The organism is Novosphingobium sp. (genome assembly GCF_041915465.1).
GTDB lineage: Bacteria > Pseudomonadota > Alphaproteobacteria > Sphingomonadales > Sphingomonadaceae > Novosphingobium.
In genome coordinates, this window is sequence record NZ_JAYSBK010000020.1 from 1 (window position 1) to 17,992 (window position 17,992).

The window sequence follows — 17,992 nt, forward strand, 5'->3', positions numbered from 1 at the left end:
TAGTCATAGAAACCGCGGCCCGTCTTGCGGCCGAGCCAGCCCGCTTCGACATATTTGACCAGTAGCGGCGCGGGACGATACTTGCTGTCGCCGGTGGTGTTGTAGAGCACCTTGACGATATCGAGACAGGTATCGAGGCCCACGAAGTCCGCCAGTTCGAGCGGTCCCATCGGATGATTGAGGCCCAGGCGGCAGCCCTTGTCGATATCGGCGATGCTGGCCGTGCCCTGGCCCAGCACGAACACCGCCTCGTTGATCATCGGCAGCAGGATGCGGTTCACGACGAAGCCGGGTTCGTCCTCGGCCTGGACAACCTGCTTGCCGAGCGCTTCGGCGAAGGCACGCGTGCGCGCCACCGTTTCGGCACTGGTGGCAAGGCCGGGGATCACCTCGATCAGGCCCATCACCGGGACCGGATTGAAGAAGTGCAGGCCGATGAACCGTGCCGGATCGGGCGACGAGGTCGCCATGCGGGTGATCGGGATCGAGCTGGTGTTCGAAGCCATGATCGCATCGCTGCGCAGCACTTTGCCGGCAGCTTCGAAGATCGTGCGCTTCACGGCTTCCTTCTCAGTGGCCGCCTCGATGATCAGGTCGGCATCGCCCATCGCGTCGTAGCCGCTTACCGGCGTGATCCGCGCGAGCGCCGCGGTCGCTTCGTCAGGGGTCAGCTTTTCCCGGCTGACAAGGCGGGCCAGCCCCTTGTCGATCCCGGCCTTGGCCTTTTCGGCAACCGCGATGTCGATGTCGGACAGTAGCACCTTGATCCCGCACTGGGCGACCTGCTGGGCAATGCCCGAACCCATCTGCCCCGCACCAATAACCGCTACTGACCGCATTTTCCATCCCTTCGCACTTGCAGCAAGAGCGGCTGGTTAGCGGCGATTGCACGCCTTGGCTAGCGGTTTTGCCTGTAGGGTGGGGGCTGCAAGCTAAGCTGGCAGAACTGCTCCTGCCGCGCGAATTCGCCCCTGCTGACGGACAGCCCGCAGCCGAGCAAACGCCATTGCTTCTGCGATCGATGCTTTGACTGCTTGGCTGGCCCACTGCTCTCTCGATGCCAGAGCGATAAGCAATCCGGCATTTGCCCCCTCGAGCATGATGATCGGTCTGGCCAGCCGCGCTCTCAGGGATTGATCGTCAATTCTAGCCCAGGATCGGAATCAGCCGGCATCTTCCACTTTACCGGATCGTATGGCCAGCTTTACCCGCAGCAACTGCCTGGTGGGAGGGATGCAGATCTTGAATCCAATCAAGGCGCAATAGTGCGGTTCTGGCCGCAGATCAGCTCGAACCAGGCGGACGGTCAGTACTACTCGTCACTCGACGTCGTGAAGTGAGTGCGCCTCCAGCAGACGATATTTCCGCAGTCTTCGATGCGTAACGGTTTTGACGCCATTTTGAAATCGTGGCGCGCCAGAGAGCCCTGCAAACTGTGGGGAATTAAAATTTATGGCAAATTGCAGCGTGTTCAGAACCTTTCTGCTTTGCGGTTCGGTTTTCGCTTCGTTTTCCGGCAATGTCGCGTGGGCAGCGGCCGATACTGGCGCAGGTGCCCCCGACACCGCGCAGCACAGCGAAATCGCCGAAGGTTCGGAAATCGTTGTTACCGCGACGCTCGCCAATGAAATCGCGCCGGTGACTTCGTCGCTGCAGACGACCCAGCCGCAGGCGATCGTCTCGCGTTCCTTTATCGAGGATTCGCTCCCGGCCACGGCTGACTTCAATCAGTTGGCCCTTATCACGCCGAGCTTTTCAAGCACTGGCGGCGACGGTGGCATGGGGATCAGCGAATCGAAAGGCACGCTTCGCGGTTTCCAGGACGGGGAATACAACATCACCTATGACGGGGTTCCGTTTGGCGATACGAACGATCCCACGCATCATTCGAATACGTTCTTTCCCTCCAACACGGTCGAAACGGTCGTTGTCGATCGCGGTCCCGGAAATGCCGCATCGCTTGGGCAGGCCACCTTTGGTGGCAGCGTGAACCTGTTTTCGCGCGCGACCCGCGCTGATATGGGGGCATCGCTGCGGGCCGCCTATGGCACGAATAACACCTTCCTGATCCGGCCGATGCTGCAGTCCGGTTCGATCGCTGCCCTCGGAGGCACCCAGGTTCTGGTCGGCGGTCAATACGTTCGCACCGACGGCGTCCGCACCCTTGCGCCATATAACCAGACCAATCTCTTCGCGAAGGTCATGATTCCGCTCGGCCCGGATGTAAACTTGACGCTGCTGTCCACCTACAACAAGAACCACTTCAATCAGCCGGACAACGACGGTCCGACGCTTGCTCAGGTCGCGCTTTACGGGAAGCATTTTCTGCTGAACGATGATCCGTCGACGCCGCAATATCGCGGTTACAACTATACGGACAAGAAGACCGACTTCGAACTGGTCAAGCTTGAGGCTGACCTTGCCAAGGGCGTCCGGATCGAAAACCGCGTCTATACCTACTATTACAACAACACCACGCTTTCCGCTTCGGACACCACCATTGCGGGCGGTCCCGCGAATGTCACCAAAAACGCCAATGGCACCACGAATGTCGGGCATATCCCCGGCTACACCAAGCTCAACAGCTACCGGACCTATGGCGATATCCTGAAGGGCATCTTCAACTTCGGGCCTGCGACGCTGACTGCCGGGGTCTGGCACGAGTGGAACAATACGTGGCGCAGCCGCTTCCAATACGATCTGACGGCCGGTGGGCCAGCGGCGAATGCCTATGACTACAATCAGAAGACCCCGGCCGGTGTTCCCAAATATGTGAACTACGACCAGGATTCGAGCGGCCACCAGACCCAGGTCTTTGGCGAACTGGAGATCCGCCCTGCAGCCGGGCTGCGGATCACGCCCGGCATCAAGTACATTACCTTTACGCGCAATATCGATGCGGTGGCTAATCAGAAGACCCACGCTCCGGCCCAGTTCCACGCCAACTGGACGTCGACGCTGCCGTTTTTGACGGTCAATTATCAGCCGCGCCAGGATCTTGCGATTTACGGGCAATACGCGCGTGGTTTTCTCGCGCCGCCGCTCAGCGTTCTGTACAATCTCAATCCCGGCAACAACACCGTGGCGCCCCAGACTTCCGATTCGTACCAGGTCGGCGTGGTCTATCACGGCAGCCGACTGTCGATCGATGCCGACGTCTACTACATCGACTTCAACAACAAGTTTGCCAGCGCCAAGGTCAATGGCGATACGGTGTTCTTCAACCAGGGCGGGGTGGTCTACAAGGGCATCGAAGGCCAGGTGACTTACGCGTTCGGCAATGGCCTTGCGGTCTTTGCCAATGCTTCGCTCAACTCGGCCAAGGCGAAGGGAACGGACCTTCAGGTGGCCAAGGCGCCCAAGGGCACGGCCGCGGCGGGCATTCTTTACAAGCACGGCCCGATCAAGTTCTCGCTGATCGACAAGTATACCGGCGTCCAGTACGCCGATGACAGCGAAACCCTGGGATACCGCATTCCAGGCTATAACAGCGCGATCCTCTCGCTTGGCTATGATTTCGGTCCCTTTGCCATCGAAGGCACGGTGTCCGATCTCTTCAACAGCGAGAAGGTTACCTCGATCGACATCAACAATGGTCCGGCTGGTTCGATCCTTGGCAACGACCAGTATCACTTCCAGCCTGGTCGCGAAGCCAGCATCAGCCTGAGCGCGAAATTCTGAATGTTCGGCCGGAGCATGTTTTTCCGGTTAAGCCGGGCCTTGCCGTCAATCCTGGCGTGGACATGCACTACTATTGCGGCCCCAGCCAATGCTGCCGAGGATAGCCCGCTCTCGTGGGTTGTCCTCGGCGTGGATGGGCAGGCCGTTGCCAGGACGCTGACCACTTCTGCCGCTTGCCCGGTGATCACGATCGACGGCGCGAGCTTGAAAATGCGGGTGCGGGCACCAGCGGGGACCGAGCCCCTGCGCCGGACGCGGTCTGGCTCCGCGCTCAGCAAGCCGTCCGAATTCCCGGTTCTGACCTGTGAAGCCGATCTCCCCCTATCAACCAGGCAGGCAAGCATCGGCGGGCATGACTTGGCCTTGATCCGGCCGCAGGCACAGCGGATCGTTGTGATTGGTGATACGGGCTGTCGGTTGAAGGCCGCGGACAATGCCTGGCAGGCCTGCAACGATCCGGCCGCCTATCCGTTTGCCCGGATCGCGGCGGCGGCGGCGGCATGGAAACCCGATCTCGTCATTCATGTCGGCGATTATCTCTACCGTGAAAATCCCTGCCCGGAAGGCAGCAGCGGCTGTGCTGGATCGCCGTGGGGCTATGGCTGGGATGCATGGAACGCCGATTTCTTCGCGCCTGCGCGCCCGTTGCTGGAAGCCGCGCCATGGGTGATGATCCGCGGCAATCACGAAAACTGCGATCGCGGTGGCCAAGGCTGGTGGCGCTTTCTCGATCCACGGCGGCTTGAGCCGGGACGCGACTGCAATGACCCGGCAAACGATGCGCTGGGGGACTATCAGACCGCCTACAAGGTTCCGCTCGGTGGCGGCGCGCAACTGGTGGCAATGGATATCGCCACTTCGGGCGAGAAACCGCTTGCCCCTGAAGATGCCCGCTTCGGGCAATTGGTGGCGCTGCGCAACATGTTGGACATTCCCGGTGATGCCGATGCCTTCACCATCGTCGCGGGCCATTACCCAATCCTTGGCCTTGCAGCTCATGGCAAGGGGGACGCCGGGAAGATCAAGGGAGAAAGTGCCGGGGTGCAATCCGCGTTTTCCAACCGCGGCAGGCCGATCCTGCCTGCCAGTGTCGACATGATCCTGTCGGGTCACGTCCACTTGTGGGAACAGGTCAGCTTCGCGGGCGATTACCCAAGCCAGTTCATTGCCGGGTTCTCAGGCACTCAGGAAGACGTCGGCATGCTTCCCAAGGATCTGCCCACCGGCACGGCGCCATTGGCCGGGGTAAACCCTGCGAATTTTGCCTCGTGGACCAAAGGTTTCGGCTGGATGTCGATGGAACGGCGCGGCGAAGGCCAATGGGAAGTGGAGGTCCATTCCGCCGAGGGTGCGATCGTTCAGCGCTGCCATGTCGATCACCGCGTGTCACGCTGCGAGTAGCACGGTCACGCGCCAAGCCAAGGCCGCGCCGGATTGGAAATTTGCGAAGCCGATAGTCGTAAAGTTCGCAAATCCGGGATATTGATGCTGCCGCCGCGGAGCAGCGCTGGGGAAGGGGATGTGAATCTCATCGCAACTCGTCACCCTTTGGCGGAGGGCTGGCTTTGATTGCCGAAGCTAGGCCGCGTGGACAAATTCCTACGCTGAACGAATGGCAGCCTTCATCAAGCACCGAACGGGGTTTGGACGGCAACAATGTTGGGGGAAGCGGGCGCTAAACCTTCAATGTCCCTGCCTATCGTGCAGTTGGTTGCCTACGCTCGAAAGCGTGGTTTGTCCGGTCGCCTGCAACGCTTTTAGGACGCAGCCTGTAACAAGGATATCGGACGCTTGATTGATGGTGAGAGAGCCATTCTCCACAAATGCCATACCCACATTGCCACCGCACTCTGCGACGATTGCGTCAACTTGCTCCTGCGTAAGATTTCCGGACTTGGTTTTGATCGGTCCGTGAGGGTCCTTGCAGCCGATCAGCGACAGCAAACCGGCAAAAAGAGGAAGGAAGCGAGGCCTCATCAAGTTAGTATGGCGGGAAGCGATAAAGGCCGCAATGTTGTCGAGTCCGGTCAGTCTGTTTTGACGTCTTCGTTGGGTTTAGCTGTCGGTCAGGAATAGTGCCAAGGCATCCAGATCACGCGTGAATTGCGCATGAAAGAACTTGTTCAGCTCCTCAATCTCAGCTCTCTCGGCTGAGGAGTCTGGCTCGAAGCGAACGTGATCGACAGTCCGTCCGACCTTGGCTTGGCGGCCACCAAGAACGTAGTCCGTTTGGCTTTCAAGGCCTGTGAAACCGATCACCGCATCGTGCAGAGAGGAGCCGCCGCCCCTCACCCAAGTGTTCAGGATGTCGCGACAGCCGCAGATTATGTCGGATCCAGAGAGCTGCATTTGCTCGAGGCGCTGCCGCAAACTAGCGACTAACTCGCGGAGGTCCGATTTTGCTTGATCGCTCGGTTGTGGTTCTGTGGCCATCCCTTAATTCTTAAGCACGTCGACAATGACCGCAATGTTGTCGTGTCCGGTCAGTCTGTTTTGTTGGGGGGAGCAGTCGTTGACCGACGATGTCTCCATGGTAAAGATCGAGATGAAATGAGGCGCTTTAAACCCTTGATCCCGCTTATCATCGTAGTGACGGCGTTTGCTGTCGGGTTGATTATCCACGTAGCTGGTGCAATCAACTGCTCCAATCGTGGGGGTGTTGTCATAGGCGCTCTCTCCCGCTTTCAGGGTTGTGCGGAGCGACAGCACCAACCAACCTAATGACAGCAACGTCGTCGTGTCCGGAACGTCCGTTTTAAGGCAGAAAACGCAAAAAGCTGTCCATTCCGAATTTGTCCACGCCGCCTAAGGCCAACATTGACTACCGCTCGGTCAGTGCGACCGGACGGCGGGTCCTTTAGGTCGGTCTATCGACGCTTTGAATGGCCCATAGTGAACTGCGCCGGCTTTCCTGATGCTTCATGTTTGTCGGATGGAGCGGCGATGAGTAGTTTGAGGGACAAGGCTTCGCCTGAGTTTCGCGACCGAGTGTTTCGGATGGTGGAGGAGCGTTGGGGAGACTATCCACCGGAGTGGGCAGCGATGACCTCGATCTCCAGGAAGGTCTGCTGCACGCCGAGACACTGTGCGCCTAGCCGCGAGGAGTAAGGCCGACGAGCGGGGCCAAGCGCGTCCGCGAGAACAGCTATGGATTTTTCGCGCCCGCCAGGGCTGGCACCAGATGCGTCGAGATCAAGGTGGCCCGGTGTCACTGCGGAGCGGCTGAAGCGTGCCATGGAACTGGCTGGCGTGCCCTGGGGCCAGCCCAGGGTGATGGCCACCAGCAGCCCGAAGGCCCGTGCCAGCTGGACAAAGCTGACCGTGAGTTCCGCGTCAGCCGGACTAATGCGCAGTTGGTGGTCGACCTCACCTGGACCCACGATTTGACCGCAAAACTCAAAAGAGAATGCCATCGGGAAAGCCGGGGTGGTCCAGAGAATGGTGTCGGATCAGCAAGACTGTGGCCGGATACTTTACCGCGTGATTACCACCCCAGGCTATTGTGACACGATGCTAGACGACCTCATGGCAATGCTCGACAAGCCCTTCACCCTGCTGGTTGCAATGACCATCGGAGGGGTGATCGGGATTGTGATTGCAAGCACTCTCGATCGCGCGGATCGTGAACGGCGCCGCGCCTATTGGCGTGACCGCAAAAGCGGCAGCTCGTCAGCACCAGGAGCAGTTGAAGCTGAAACCCGGCAAGAGCCTCGATCAGAAGATGTTGCAGCCGACCAGCTGAAGGTTGTGATGACCGCGTCATTTCGGGCCCGGCCCCTCCTCAACAAGGCCGAGGCACAAGTATTTGCCGCACTCGACCGGGTTGTCATCGCGCGCAATTCGCAGTGGCAAGTGATGGCACAGGTCAGCCTTGGCGAGTTCCTTTCGACTGAGAGCCCGCAAGCCTATCTCTGCATCAACAGCAAGCGGGTCGACTTCGCGCTCATGGACGCCAACGCTCAGGTCAGGCACGCGCTGGAATATCAAGGCCGAGGTCACTATCAAGGCTCTGCTGCCGCGCGTGATGCGGTCAAGAAGGAGGCTCTGCGCAAAGCCGGCATTGGCTACCACGAGATCATCGCTGGCCATACGACGCCAGGAGAGCTGAAGCGCCTCATCGATAAATTGGTGCCCTGCGAGAATGACGGCGCGGCGTAAGCTGGTTTGGCGGGCTAACAATCCCGCAATCGGTGGGCGACTGGCGACTGCGAGAGCATCAATGGCTCGATGCGTGACGCGCGCTTGAACGGGAAGATGATCTACGCCCTGGCCGAAGTTCGGATGCTGATCGAGGTCTGACGCCGGCACTTCAATGGTCACGAGACGGGAGTGTCCGGGGGTTTCCCCAAGCGAAGAGCAAGGTCGGAAAGCGCGTCGGCGCATCGCCGCTGCGACATCAGAAGCGGCACGCTGCCATGGCTACCCTCCGGTTCTGCTAAGCTCCACCGACAAGCAGCCATGGCCCCGGAGTTGAACTTGCCCCATCAATCAATGCGGACCACAGAGCGGGGCCGGTCGGATAGTTTTGAATGGACAGGCAGCATCGAGAATGCCCCAAGGGAGCCCATGACACACAGACCGAAGAAAGTGTTGCGGCCTTTCTCATTGGACAAGTCCAATGGGCTTTGTCTGCAGGACCAGGTCAGGCGCGGCATAATCAATCTCGTTCTGGCGCGGACCTGGCCGTTTGGGTACAAGTTGCCATCCAGTCGCGCGCTTGCCGAACTTCTTGGCGTTTCGCGCAACACTGTATCTCTGGCCTACCAGCGGCTGGTTGCGGACGGTTATCTGTCTGCCGTGCCACGCAGCGGCCTGTTTGTCGCGATGGATCTGAACGCAGGCCTGATATCGCCGGGCCTCGTTGCGGGCGGCGAGGTCGTCAGGCGCGAGACGGACAGCTTTTGGGCGGACCGTCTTGGCCGCGGCGGCGAATTGACACGATCCCCGGATTGGCGACGATTTGCCTATCCGCTCGTCGATTCCGGCTTCGATTCCGGCCTGTTTCCCGCCGAGGACTGGCGCGAGGCAACGACTCTGTCCCTGAAGCGCGGGCAGATAATTTCCTGGGCTGGCTTGTCCGACGACGATCCGGTTCTGATCGACGAAATCAGGAACAAGGTGCTGCCCCGGCGTGGGATCTACGCCCAGCCCGACGAGATCTTGCTTACCCTGGGAGCGCAGCAGGCGCGGGCCCTTTGCATGGATCTGCTTTGCCGGGATGGGGCGCGTGTCGCGGTGGAAGAGCCCGGGCAACCCGAGATCCGGGTGCTTGCCAAGCGGCTCGGCGCCACGCTGCTGCCGATGCAGGTCGATTCCGAAGGCCTGGTCCCCAATGAGCGCTTGCGGAGCTGCGACGTTCTGGTGGTCACGCCCAGCCACCAGTTGCCGACCGGCGCTACCTTGGCAGCCAATCGCCGGACGGCTTTGATGGAGATGCTGCCTGGCTCCTCGCTTGTGATCGTCGAAGACGACTTTGAAAGCGAGACCAATTATCTCGACGAGCCACAGCCGGCCCTGCGCAGCTTCGAGCACGGTGGGCGCGTCATATACATCGCTAGCCTCAACAAATTGCTCGATCCCAACATTTGCCTGGGGTTTATCGTCGCGGATGCGCCAGTGATCGCCCGCCTGCGCGAGTTGCGCCGCCTTGGCGGCCCCCCGCCGCCGGTCAACAACCAGCGCGCCGCCGCACAGTTTCTCGCCCTAGGCCACTATGACCGGATGATGCGGCGCCTGGCGCGAGAGTTCCACGAACGGATGCTGTCGCTGCGCGATGCGCTCAATCACTATATGCCGCGCGTGGTTGAAATCGAACCGCCGCGAGGCGGGACGACCCTTTGGGTGCGCGGCCCGGCCGGACTGGACATTGAGGCCCTTGCCGAACTCGCGCACGAACGCGGTGTTCTGTTCGAGCGGGTCGAGCCCTACTACGCCGGAACGGTGCCGGCCGGACTCTTCCGCCTCGGTGTGTCCTGTATCGCGAAGGACAGGATCCGCGATGGAATCTCCGAACTTGCCTCGGCACTGAGCGAGCTGATTTCCGGCAAGCGCAAGCCGAGCGGCGAATTGCTGACCCACGACGAGTTGGTTCGCTTGATGACTGGCGCGCAGCTTGGATGCCGGACAATCTATGGCGATCCCTGCACGATCGAGTTGTACCCCGACGGCCGCATGAGTGGCGCCGCCGGATTTCGTAACGAGGACTGTGACACCGGCCGGTGGTGGATCGAGGGTGACCGGTGGTATCGCCAGTGGCGGAACTGGGCCTATGGCGAAGCGGCCGGCTTTCAGGTGGTCCTGAGAGGCGATGTCATCCACTGGGTAAACGCCCAGGGGCGCTCATTCGATTGGGCAACGCTCAGTCCGAATGTTCATCTGGCACCATAGAATCTTCCTAACTGGTACTATAGCTGCTTGATCGACGCGTCTAAGCTTCCTGCTTGATTGGTCAGGAGGGCGCGTGTCGCATTTTGGAATCGGAGCACTGCAATTGGCGTTGTCGCGCGGCGACAACCTGTCGATTGTTATCGAGGAAGTCCGCAAGGCGAAGCAGCGCTTCCCCTGGCTGGACATGATCGTGCTCCCTGAGCTGTGCGCGTTTGGCCCGGCAATCGATCAGGCGCAGACACTTCCCGGCGATGCCGAGCGCCTGTTTGCGGCGGTCGCGCGTGACCTTGGCATCTGGCTGATTAGCGGTTCGTTGTATGAACGCAGCGGTGAGCAGGTCTTCAACACCGCCAGCGCGATTAACCCGGGCGGTGAAATCGTGGCGCGACAGCGCAAGATCTATCCCTTCCAGCCGTATGAAAGAAACATTGCCAAGGGCGACCGACCATTAGCCTTCGACGTGCCCGGGGTTGGGCGGTTCGGCATCGCTATCTGTTATGATATCTGGTTTCCCGAAGTTGCCCGCACGCTGGCATGGTCCGGGGTGGAAGTGCTGCTCAACCCGGTCATGACCAATACGATCGACCGCGATGTCGAGCTCGCAATGGTGCGCGCCACGGCCGCGCAGAACCAGCTTTACGTGATCTCCGTCAATGTTGGAGGAGACTTAGGGGTCGGCCATTCGATCATCGCGGGTCCAGGTGGGGAAATTGTTCACCAGGCTGGCCCGTGGCGCGAAATCATCGCGAACGACATCGACATCGATCACGTCCGCCGCTGCCGCGCGCGCGGCTGGCAGGGACTTGGCCAGGTGCTCAAAAGCTTCCGCGACGGGCCGCAGAGCTTCGAGGTTTACGAGCGCGGGCCGCAGGCATCACCCAGCCTGCAGGCGCTGGGTCCGATTGAATTGCCGACATCAGAAAACATGAATGGCGCGGTGTTGCCGTCGAACAGTGAGGGAATGTGAGATGAACTACAGCAAATTGCTGGCGTCGAGCGCGCTGGCCACGATTGTACTCATGCCTGTCGCCGCATTTGCGCAGGAAGCAGCGGCAGATGATGCCGATACCTCCGAAATCGTCGTCACGGCGACGCGGCGCGAGCAACGGGTCCAGGACATTCCGTACAACATTTCGGCGATCGGTGGCGATGCGATCGAAGCCAACAAGACCCGGGATTCGACCGAGTTGCTGCGGACTATTCCAGGCCTCAGTGTGGTCGATCGCGGCGCGCGCAATTCGGGCGTTCTGAACTCGCTCACCATTCGCGGTATCAACGTCAACAGCACCTTCCTGGGCGATTATGCCGTCTCAGGGGTTGCGCCGGTATCGACCTATGTCAACGACACCCCGCTGTTCGCTGGTTACCTGCTCAAGGATCTGGAGCGGGTCGAAGTGCTGCGCGGGCCGCAGGGCACGCTTTATGGCTCGGGATCGCTTGGCGGTACGGTGCGCTATATCCTCAAGAAGCCTGAACTCGGCAAGACGGGGGGATCGGTTTCGGCGGGGCTAAGTCACGTCAACGGGTCGGACAGCGTTGGATATGATGCGGATCTGATCGCCAACTTCGCGTTCGGCGACAATCTCGCGATCCGCGCGGTGGTCAGCCGGCAGGACTATCCCGGCATCACCGACTACGTGAACCTCTACGTGCTCGACGCCAGTGGAGCGCCCGCCGCTCCGGCCGGAATCCTCGCTTCCAACGCGTCCTATTATAGCAAGAAGGACGCCGACACCGTCGAGGTGTGGTATGGCCGCATTGGTGTGCGTTGGCAGCCGAGCGACGCCGTGGACTTGAACCTGACCTACAACCATCAGGAAGACAAGATCGGTGGGCGCCGCCAGGTTACGCGCGGCTTCGATGGCTATGGCAATGCTTACAGCGGTTATCAGAACGGTTCGATCCAGCTCGAACCTTCGAGCCGCAACGTCGACTCGCTCTCGCTCGAGGCGACAATTGATCTGGGCTTTGCCACCCTGACCTCAAGTACGTCATGGTACGATCACAATGGCGAGAGCGTTAGCGAGAACACCGGTTTCTATGCCAAGGCCGGGTTCCTGCCGTACTACTACAACTATCCGCGCCCGATGGCCTCGGCGGTCCGTACCTACGGCGACAAGTCGTTCATCCAGGAATTCCGTCTGGTGTCCGACCAGGGGGGCGTGTTCGACTATGTGCTGGGCGGCTATTATCAGCACCAGAAGCTGAAATCGGGCCAGGACAGCTACCTGCGCGGTTTCAAGCGGTGGTGGGACGCCTGGGCTCCGTCTGCGGCATCGGCAGTGACTGGCGATTCCGACTTCTATTACCGGCGCAGCGAAACTTTCGAGGAATTCGCGCTGTTCGGGGAACTGACCTGGCACATGGCTTCGAACATCGACCTGACCGTGGGCGCGCGCCAATTCTGGCAGACCTCTGATAACGTAACCGACATTGATCTTCCGCTTTATGCCTCGCTGGCCCAGCCCACCAGGGCGGTATTCTCGACCAAGGACAACGACATTCTGTTCAAGGGGAATCTTTCCTGGCGGTTCGACGATCGCGGTATGGTCTATGCCACGGTTTCCGAAGGCTATCGCCGCGGCGGCTCGAACGCGGTGCCGCTGACTGGCAACTTTGCGGAAAGTCCGGCCTGGCAGACCTATACTCCGGATACCGTCATCAATTACGAAGTCGGCATCAAGGGCGGTTCGCGCGGGTTCAGCTACAATGTCGATGCGTTCTATATCGACTGGAAAGACATCCAGCTCAATACGGCGACGCCGTTCTGGGGCTTTTACGTGACGCAGAACGGCAATTCGGCGCGCTCGCAGGGTATCGAGGCCCAGATCGAGGGGCAAACCGGCGGCTTCCATTATGGCCTTGGCTACACCTACGTCGATGCCAAGCTGACGAGCGACTTCTTCCGACCCGATGTGCCTACGGCCAAGATCGCCAGCAAGGGAACGCGTTTGCCTGGTTCGGCGCGTCACGTCATTACGGGCAACGCCAGTTACACCTTCGAAACCGGAGCTGATTCCGATCTGACGATGCGCGCCGACGCCTATTACCAGTCGTCCAGCGAGAACTCGATCAGCAGTTCGGCCCGCTACAACCGAACCCTTCCGGGGTTCTCGATCTGGAATGCCTCGGCCACCTGGCGCAGCGGCAGGTTCTCGGTCACGGCCTACGTCAAGAACATCTTCAACAACGATGGCGTGACCGGAGCGTTCACCGAGGCCCACATGGGGACGGCACCGTCCGAAGGCTATTACGGCAATGGGTCGAAGGACTTCATTTCGCAGCCGCGAACCATTGGCCTCGCGACAACGTTCAACTTCTGATGGTCAAGGCGGCGCTCCCTCCTGCCAGCATCCCCGGGTTCGAAGCGGGGATGCGCGATGCTCGGAGCGCCGTGACGACAGGCTGCTACCGCGAAGCCAGCGCACAGCTTGGCGCACTTGAGCTACTTGCCGCCAACGTTGGCGACTGGCGCCAGTTGGGGCAGTTCTACAGCCACCTTGGCAATGTCCCTGCCGCGATGCGGGCCTTCGAGCATGCGACCATTGCATCCGGCGGGAGCGCTGAAACGCTCTACGATTTGGGCATCTCCTGCATCGCGGTGGGGGACTTTGCGCGCGCCGAAAGTCTGCTTGAGCAAGTGATCGCGTTGCGGCCGGACGATTGGGATGCCTGGGCCAACCGTTCGACCATTCGCAAGGCGACGAGCGAAAGCAATCACGTGGACGCGCTCAAGGCCATGTATGGCCGTGCCGGCGGCAATCCCGATTGCCGCATCGCGCTGGGCTTCGCCTTGGCCAAGGAGCTTGAGGATCTGGGCGAATACGCGCAGGCCTTCGAATACTTGGCAGAGGCCGCGCAGGTGCGACGCCAGCGGTTGTCCTACTCTGTGGCGCAGGACGCGGCGACGATGGAGATGATCGCCGCAGCATTTCCGGCGACCGAAGTTACCCGCGACCCCCGAGCCGGCCCGATCTTCATCCTCGGACTGCCGCGCAGCGGCACCACTCTGGTTGACCGCATTCTCTCGTCACACAGCGCAGTCGAAAGTCTCGGCGAAATTCAGGACTTCGCCCTCGCGCTGGTGGGGCTGGCGGGGCAAAGCGGCGACAAGCGCGACCTGATCAAGGCCAGCGCGGCGATGGATCACGCATCACTGGGCGCCGAATATCTGCGGCGCATCAGCGAACGGCGGGCTAGGGGGCCTTATGTCATCGACAAGACGCCGCTCAACTTTCTCTACATTGGCCTGATCGCCAGAGCTTTGCCTTCGGCCCGGATCGTCCACGTCCGGCGCGGCGCCATGGACAGTGCCTATGCCATGTTCAAGACGTTGTTCCGGATGGGCTATCCCTTCAGCTACGCGCAGGACGATCTGGCGAAATACTGCATCGCCTATCGCAAGCTGATGGCCCACTGGCGGGCAGCGCTCCCTGGGCGCCTGATCGAAATCGACTATGAGGTGCTGGTCGCCGATCAGGAAGCGGAAAGCCGCCGACTGGTGGCGGCTTGCGGACTTGAATGGCAGGACAAGTGCCTGTCCTTTCACCGCAATGCCACGCCGGTTACCACGGCCAGCGCGGCGCAGGTGCGCAGCCCGATCCATGATCGCTCGATTGGCCTGTGGTATAAATACCGCGCGCAGCTCGCGCCGCTTGTGCAGGCATTTACCGATGCCGGGATCCCGTTGGATCACTCGCGATGAGAATTGCCTGTGCCGCCATCCTGCTGGCCCTGTGGCACGGCGTAGCCGGTGCGGAAACGCTCGCCGTCGCGGATTTCGAGGACGGTACGACCGGGGGCTGGACGACGCGCGGCCACGGCGATGCCCGGCTTACAGACCTGGCCGGCAATGTCTCGCTGCGTCTGAGTGGCGGCAGCGTGGCGGTGCGCGAATTCGATGTCCGCGGCATGCGGGCAACCTATGTGCAGGCCAAGATCGCCGCTGGCGGCCTGCCTGCCGGCGCTGCTTGTCTGGCAGAAGCCTCACGCGATGGCGGCGCGCACTGGACCTTGATCTTGCGGGTGGACCCCTCGCGCGGTGACGAAAGCACGCTGTGGAGCGGCGGTGCCGCGATCGCAGGTGATGGCGATTTGCTGTCGGTTCGGCTGGTTTCGCCGGAAGGTGCGGCGCGGTGCTGGTTCGACGATGTCCGCCTGAGCGGAGTCGTCGAGCCGAGGCTGGATCATTTCGGGCTTGAGCAACTTCGCCTTGGCAGCGGCTTCGATAGCCCGGTCGACCTTTCGGCCTTTGCCCGCCCCGGCACTGCCGCAACCAGCGAACTGCCCTTGACGGGAACGCTTGCGATCGAAGCCGAACCGGCGCAGCTGGGCCTGCGCCCCGTTGAAGTCGAAGATCCTTCTCGCCCGCCGATTTCCAGCTTGCCGGCCGTGAGCATCGGACTGGTCCGGGATGGCGATGCGGTCCTGCCGGTAACGCGCGGCCTGCTGGCGAGCGACCATCCCGACTGGAACTGGATTTTCGAGCCAGGTCAAATCTGGAGCGAGCCTGGCGAGAGCGGGATCAGCCGGATTGCGCTGCCGTTCGCGCTGCAGGAGCGCAGCGCCAACTGTACTCACAACGGGATGCTGATCTTTGCGGTCGATACGCACGGCCTGATCGGCCAGGCGGCCTTCGAGATCGCGTCGGAAACCTGCCGTTACCGAAAGTTCGACGCTTGGGGCTTCCTCAATGCGCGATTTCGGTACGAACCGGTCGCCGAAGCGGAGGCGGTGGCTGTCAGGCACCGCCAGCGCAGCGCTGCCCGCCTGAGGGTGCGGCCGGTTGAGGATCTGCCCGGATATTCCGAACTGGCGAGTGCTGCCGGCCCCGAACCTACCGTCTTTGGGGCAGTGGTCGGCGGAATCCATTATCGCAGTGCCTGTCTGACGCGGCATGGAGACTATCCCGCTTGCGACGAAATTGACCTGCCCTCCTATTCGACCGCCAAGTCGATCATGGCGGGGGTGGCGTTGATGCGGCTGGAGCGGCTGCGGCCAGGTGTCGCCGCCCTCCGGGTCTCAGACCTCGTCGATGCCTGTCCGGGCTGGGGCGAAGTCACGTTGCTGAACCTGCTCGACATGGCAAGCGGCCATTACCGCTCGGACGGTTACGAGACCGACGAAGCCGCGCTTGACGCCAAGGCGTTCTTCGAGAGCGAGCATCACGCCGACCGGATCGCCTTTGCCTGCTCGCACTACCCGCGCAAGGCGGCGCCCGGCCAGCGCTGGGTCTATCGCACCAGCGATACCTATATCCTAGGCACGGCCTTGGCCGAGATCGCGCGGCGCGAAGGCCTGGGGGATCTCTATTCGGGCGTGGTTCTGCCGCTGTGGGATCGGCTGCAGTTGTCCGAAACGCTGGCAACCACCCGGCGCACCAGCGATGCCGTGGGGCAGGCGTTTGCAGGCTATGGCCTTTCTTTTCATCCCGACGATATTGTGCGGATTGCAGTGTGGCTGCGGTCGGGAGCCGATGGTCAACTTGATCCATTCCTGCTCGGGGCGGCGCTGCAGCGAGAGCCGGTAGGTGGCGGTCTGGCCGCTGGTTCGCCAGCGTACCGGTATCGCGCCGGTTTCTGGGCGCGCAACATCGCGCCCCTGATGGATTGCGCCGCTCCGGTCTGGGTGCCGTTCATGTCAGGCTTTGGTGGCATTTCCGTGGCCATGCTGCCCGGCGATATGATCTTCTATACTTTCAATGACAGCGATCACTACGACTGGGGACGGGCGGTTGCCGGATTAAGGACAGTCTGCCCATGACGAGGTTAGCGCCGAATGGCTATGCCGCCGCCTTCCTGCTGGCCTTACTCGCGACCGCGGGGCTGTTCTATGTGAACATTCTGGCGGCCCTTGTAACCGGCCTGTCCGATGGGCTCGGGATTTCCCCGGCGCGGGCCGGGCAGATCGGCTCCGCGAATGTCTATGGCGCCGCCTTTGGCGCCTTGGTTGCCGTGTTTCTGGTCAAGCGGATCGCCTGGCGTCCGGCTGCAGTCTGTGCGCTGGCCGTGCTCCTCTCGCTCGATTTTGCCTCGGCCTTTGTCGCCGACGACCGCATCTTGCTGGTTCTGCGGGCGCTGCACGGCTTGGCCGGCGGGTTGCTGGTGGGCGTGGGCTTTTCGGTTATCGCCAGGACGGCCAATCCCGATCGCGTTTACGGCATGTTACTGGTGGTTCAGTTCGGACTCGGCGGTCTTGGGCTGTGGCTCTTGCCTCCGCTGGTACCGCAGCATGGCACTTGGGTGCTGTTCGCAGCGCTGATGGCCTTCAGCGCGGTCACTCTCGCGCTGTTGCCGCTGATACCGCACTATCCCCAGTCGGTACCGGCAGCAGGTGGGATGATCGCTGCCACCCGCCGCCCACTGGCCGCGGCACTGGCCGGGATCTTCCTGTTCCAGGCCGGGAACATGGGGCTGGCGGCCTATGTCATCGAACTAGGGCGTTCAGCAGGCCTGGCGCAGTCGTTCATCGGCCCGACCCTTGCCGTGGCAAACTGGCTCGGCGCCTGCGGCTCGATTCTGGTCATCGTCCTGGGCAAGCGGTTCGGTCGGGCCAGGCCGATTTTGGGCGGCATCGCCCTGGCTCTGGGCGGGACAGCCGCCTTCCACTGGGCGGGGGCGGAGATGATGTTCATCGCCGCCAATATCGCGACTGCGATCCTGTGGGCCTTCGTCATCCCCTATATGCTCGCCCTGGCCTCGGCCTTCGACGGGGTCGGCCAGAGTGCGGCGCTGGGCGGGTTCCTGTCCAAGCTTGGACTGGCAACGGGGCCGCTGCTGGCCAGTCACCTCCTCGAAAGCGGCGGCTTCGACCTTATCATCAACATATCTGTGGCGCTGCTGCTGTTGAGCGGCCTCGCCGCTGCCTGGCCCGCGATCGCGGTCGATCAAGCAGACAACCTTCCAGACTTCAAAGCATAGGAGAT

14 protein-coding genes are annotated in these 17,992 nt (G+C 61.4%); 9 read left to right on the forward strand and 5 right to left on the reverse strand.

Features of this window, described 5'->3' with window-relative positions:
- The coding region (locus ACE3SN_RS05590; RefSeq protein ID WP_374528287.1) for a 3-hydroxyacyl-CoA dehydrogenase family protein at positions 1 to 839 on the reverse strand (839 nt) is incomplete at its 3' end.
- A 628-nt stretch (positions 840 to 1,467) separates the two neighbouring features.
- Here ACE3SN_RS05590 and ACE3SN_RS05595 point away from each other — a divergent pair.
- Together ACE3SN_RS05595 and ACE3SN_RS05600 are read left to right on the forward strand one after the other, a co-directional pair.
- Positions 1,468 to 3,681, forward strand: coding sequence for a TonB-dependent receptor (locus ACE3SN_RS05595; protein ID WP_374528289.1), 2,214 nt, complete (start codon positions 1,468 to 1,470; stop codon positions 3,679 to 3,681).
- 393 nt (positions 3,682 to 4,074) lie between these two features.
- On the forward strand, positions 4,075 to 5,082 hold the full coding sequence (locus ACE3SN_RS05600; protein ID WP_374528290.1) for a metallophosphoesterase: 1,008 nt from the start codon (positions 4,075 to 4,077) through the stop codon (positions 5,080 to 5,082).
- A gap of 282 nt (positions 5,083 to 5,364) precedes the next feature.
- Here ACE3SN_RS05600 and ACE3SN_RS05605 read toward each other — a convergent pair whose 3' ends face one another.
- The 4 genes from ACE3SN_RS05605 to ACE3SN_RS05620 all read right to left on the reverse strand — a co-directional run bounded on the left by ACE3SN_RS05605 (position 5,365) and on the right by ACE3SN_RS05620 (position 7,094).
- Positions 5,365 to 5,658 carry a hypothetical protein gene (locus tag ACE3SN_RS05605; RefSeq protein WP_374528292.1) on the reverse strand — a complete coding sequence of 98 codons (294 nt, stop codon included), beginning with the start codon at positions 5,656 to 5,658 and terminating at the stop codon, positions 5,365 to 5,367.
- A 78-nt stretch (positions 5,659 to 5,736) separates the two neighbouring features.
- Positions 5,737 to 6,114, reverse strand: a complete 378-nt coding sequence (locus ACE3SN_RS05610) for a hypothetical protein (protein WP_374528294.1) — start codon at positions 6,112 to 6,114, stop codon at positions 5,737 to 5,739.
- Between the two features lie 3 nt (positions 6,115 to 6,117).
- The gene (locus tag ACE3SN_RS05615) at positions 6,118 to 6,390 is read right to left on the reverse strand and encodes a hypothetical protein (protein ID WP_374528295.1); all 273 of its coding nucleotides are present in this window, start codon (positions 6,388 to 6,390) and stop codon (positions 6,118 to 6,120) included.
- Positions 6,391 to 6,701: 311 nt separating this feature from the next.
- Positions 6,702 to 7,094, reverse strand: a complete 393-nt coding sequence (locus tag ACE3SN_RS05620) for a hypothetical protein (protein ID WP_374528297.1) — start codon at positions 7,092 to 7,094, stop codon at positions 6,702 to 6,704.
- A 118-nt stretch (positions 7,095 to 7,212) separates the two neighbouring features.
- Between ACE3SN_RS05620 and ACE3SN_RS05625 the strand changes: the two genes are divergently transcribed.
- From ACE3SN_RS05625 to ACE3SN_RS05655, 7 genes are all read left to right on the forward strand, one after another.
- A complete protein-coding gene (locus tag ACE3SN_RS05625; RefSeq protein WP_374528299.1) occupies positions 7,213 to 7,839 on the forward strand; it encodes a DUF2726 domain-containing protein in 627 nt (208 codons plus the stop codon).
- Positions 7,840 to 8,247: 408 nt separating this feature from the next.
- A complete protein-coding gene (locus ACE3SN_RS05630) occupies positions 8,248 to 10,068 on the forward strand; it encodes a PLP-dependent aminotransferase family protein (protein WP_374528300.1) in 1,821 nt (606 codons plus the stop codon).
- A gap of 73 nt (positions 10,069 to 10,141) precedes the next feature.
- Positions 10,142 to 11,035 (forward strand): carbon-nitrogen hydrolase family protein, encoded by an 894-nt coding sequence (locus ACE3SN_RS05635; protein ID WP_374528302.1) that lies wholly within the window; start codon positions 10,142 to 10,144, stop codon positions 11,033 to 11,035.
- Position 11,036: 1 nt separating this feature from the next.
- Entirely contained in the window at positions 11,037 to 13,391 is a 2,355-nt protein-coding gene (locus ACE3SN_RS05640) for a TonB-dependent receptor (RefSeq protein ID WP_374528304.1), read from the forward strand.
- A 71-nt stretch (positions 13,392 to 13,462) separates the two neighbouring features.
- A complete protein-coding gene (locus ACE3SN_RS05645) occupies positions 13,463 to 14,773 on the forward strand; it encodes a sulfotransferase (RefSeq protein WP_374528306.1) in 1,311 nt (436 codons plus the stop codon).
- Positions 14,770 to 16,830 (forward strand): serine hydrolase, encoded by a 2,061-nt coding sequence (locus ACE3SN_RS05650; protein WP_374528308.1) that lies wholly within the window; start codon positions 14,770 to 14,772, stop codon positions 16,828 to 16,830. The genes ACE3SN_RS05645 and ACE3SN_RS05650 overlap by 4 nt, the downstream gene beginning before the upstream one ends.
- Positions 16,827 to 17,987 (forward strand): MFS transporter, encoded by a 1,161-nt coding sequence (locus ACE3SN_RS05655; RefSeq protein ID WP_374528310.1) that lies wholly within the window; start codon positions 16,827 to 16,829, stop codon positions 17,985 to 17,987. Before ACE3SN_RS05650 ends, ACE3SN_RS05655 begins: the two co-directional genes overlap by 4 nt.
- Positions 17,988 to 17,992 lie beyond the last annotated feature (5 nt).

What these genes read in the sequence shown, in the direction of transcription:
- ACE3SN_RS05605 (WP_374528292.1), bottom strand. Translation starts at nt 5,658, where the DNA reads ATGAGGCCTCGCTTCCTTCCTCTTTTTGCCGGTTTGCTGTCGCTGATC.
- ACE3SN_RS05610 (WP_374528294.1), bottom strand. Translation starts at nt 6,114, where the DNA reads ATGGCCACAGAACCACAACCGAGCGATCAAGCAAAATCGGACCTCCGC.
- ACE3SN_RS05620 (WP_374528297.1), bottom strand. Translation starts at nt 7,094, where the DNA reads ATGGCATTCTCTTTTGAGTTTTGCGGTCAAATCGTGGGTCCAGGTGAG.
- ACE3SN_RS05625 (WP_374528299.1), top strand. Translation starts at nt 7,213, where the DNA reads ATGCTCGACAAGCCCTTCACCCTGCTGGTTGCAATGACCATCGGAGGG.
- ACE3SN_RS05630 (WP_374528300.1), top strand. Translation starts at nt 8,248, where the DNA reads ATGACACACAGACCGAAGAAAGTGTTGCGGCCTTTCTCATTGGACAAG.
- ACE3SN_RS05640 (WP_374528304.1), top strand. Translation starts at nt 11,037, where the DNA reads ATGAACTACAGCAAATTGCTGGCGTCGAGCGCGCTGGCCACGATTGTA.
- ACE3SN_RS05650 (WP_374528308.1), top strand. Translation starts at nt 14,770, where the DNA reads ATGAGAATTGCCTGTGCCGCCATCCTGCTGGCCCTGTGGCACGGCGTA.
- ACE3SN_RS05655 (WP_374528310.1), top strand. Translation starts at nt 16,827, where the DNA reads ATGACGAGGTTAGCGCCGAATGGCTATGCCGCCGCCTTCCTGCTGGCC.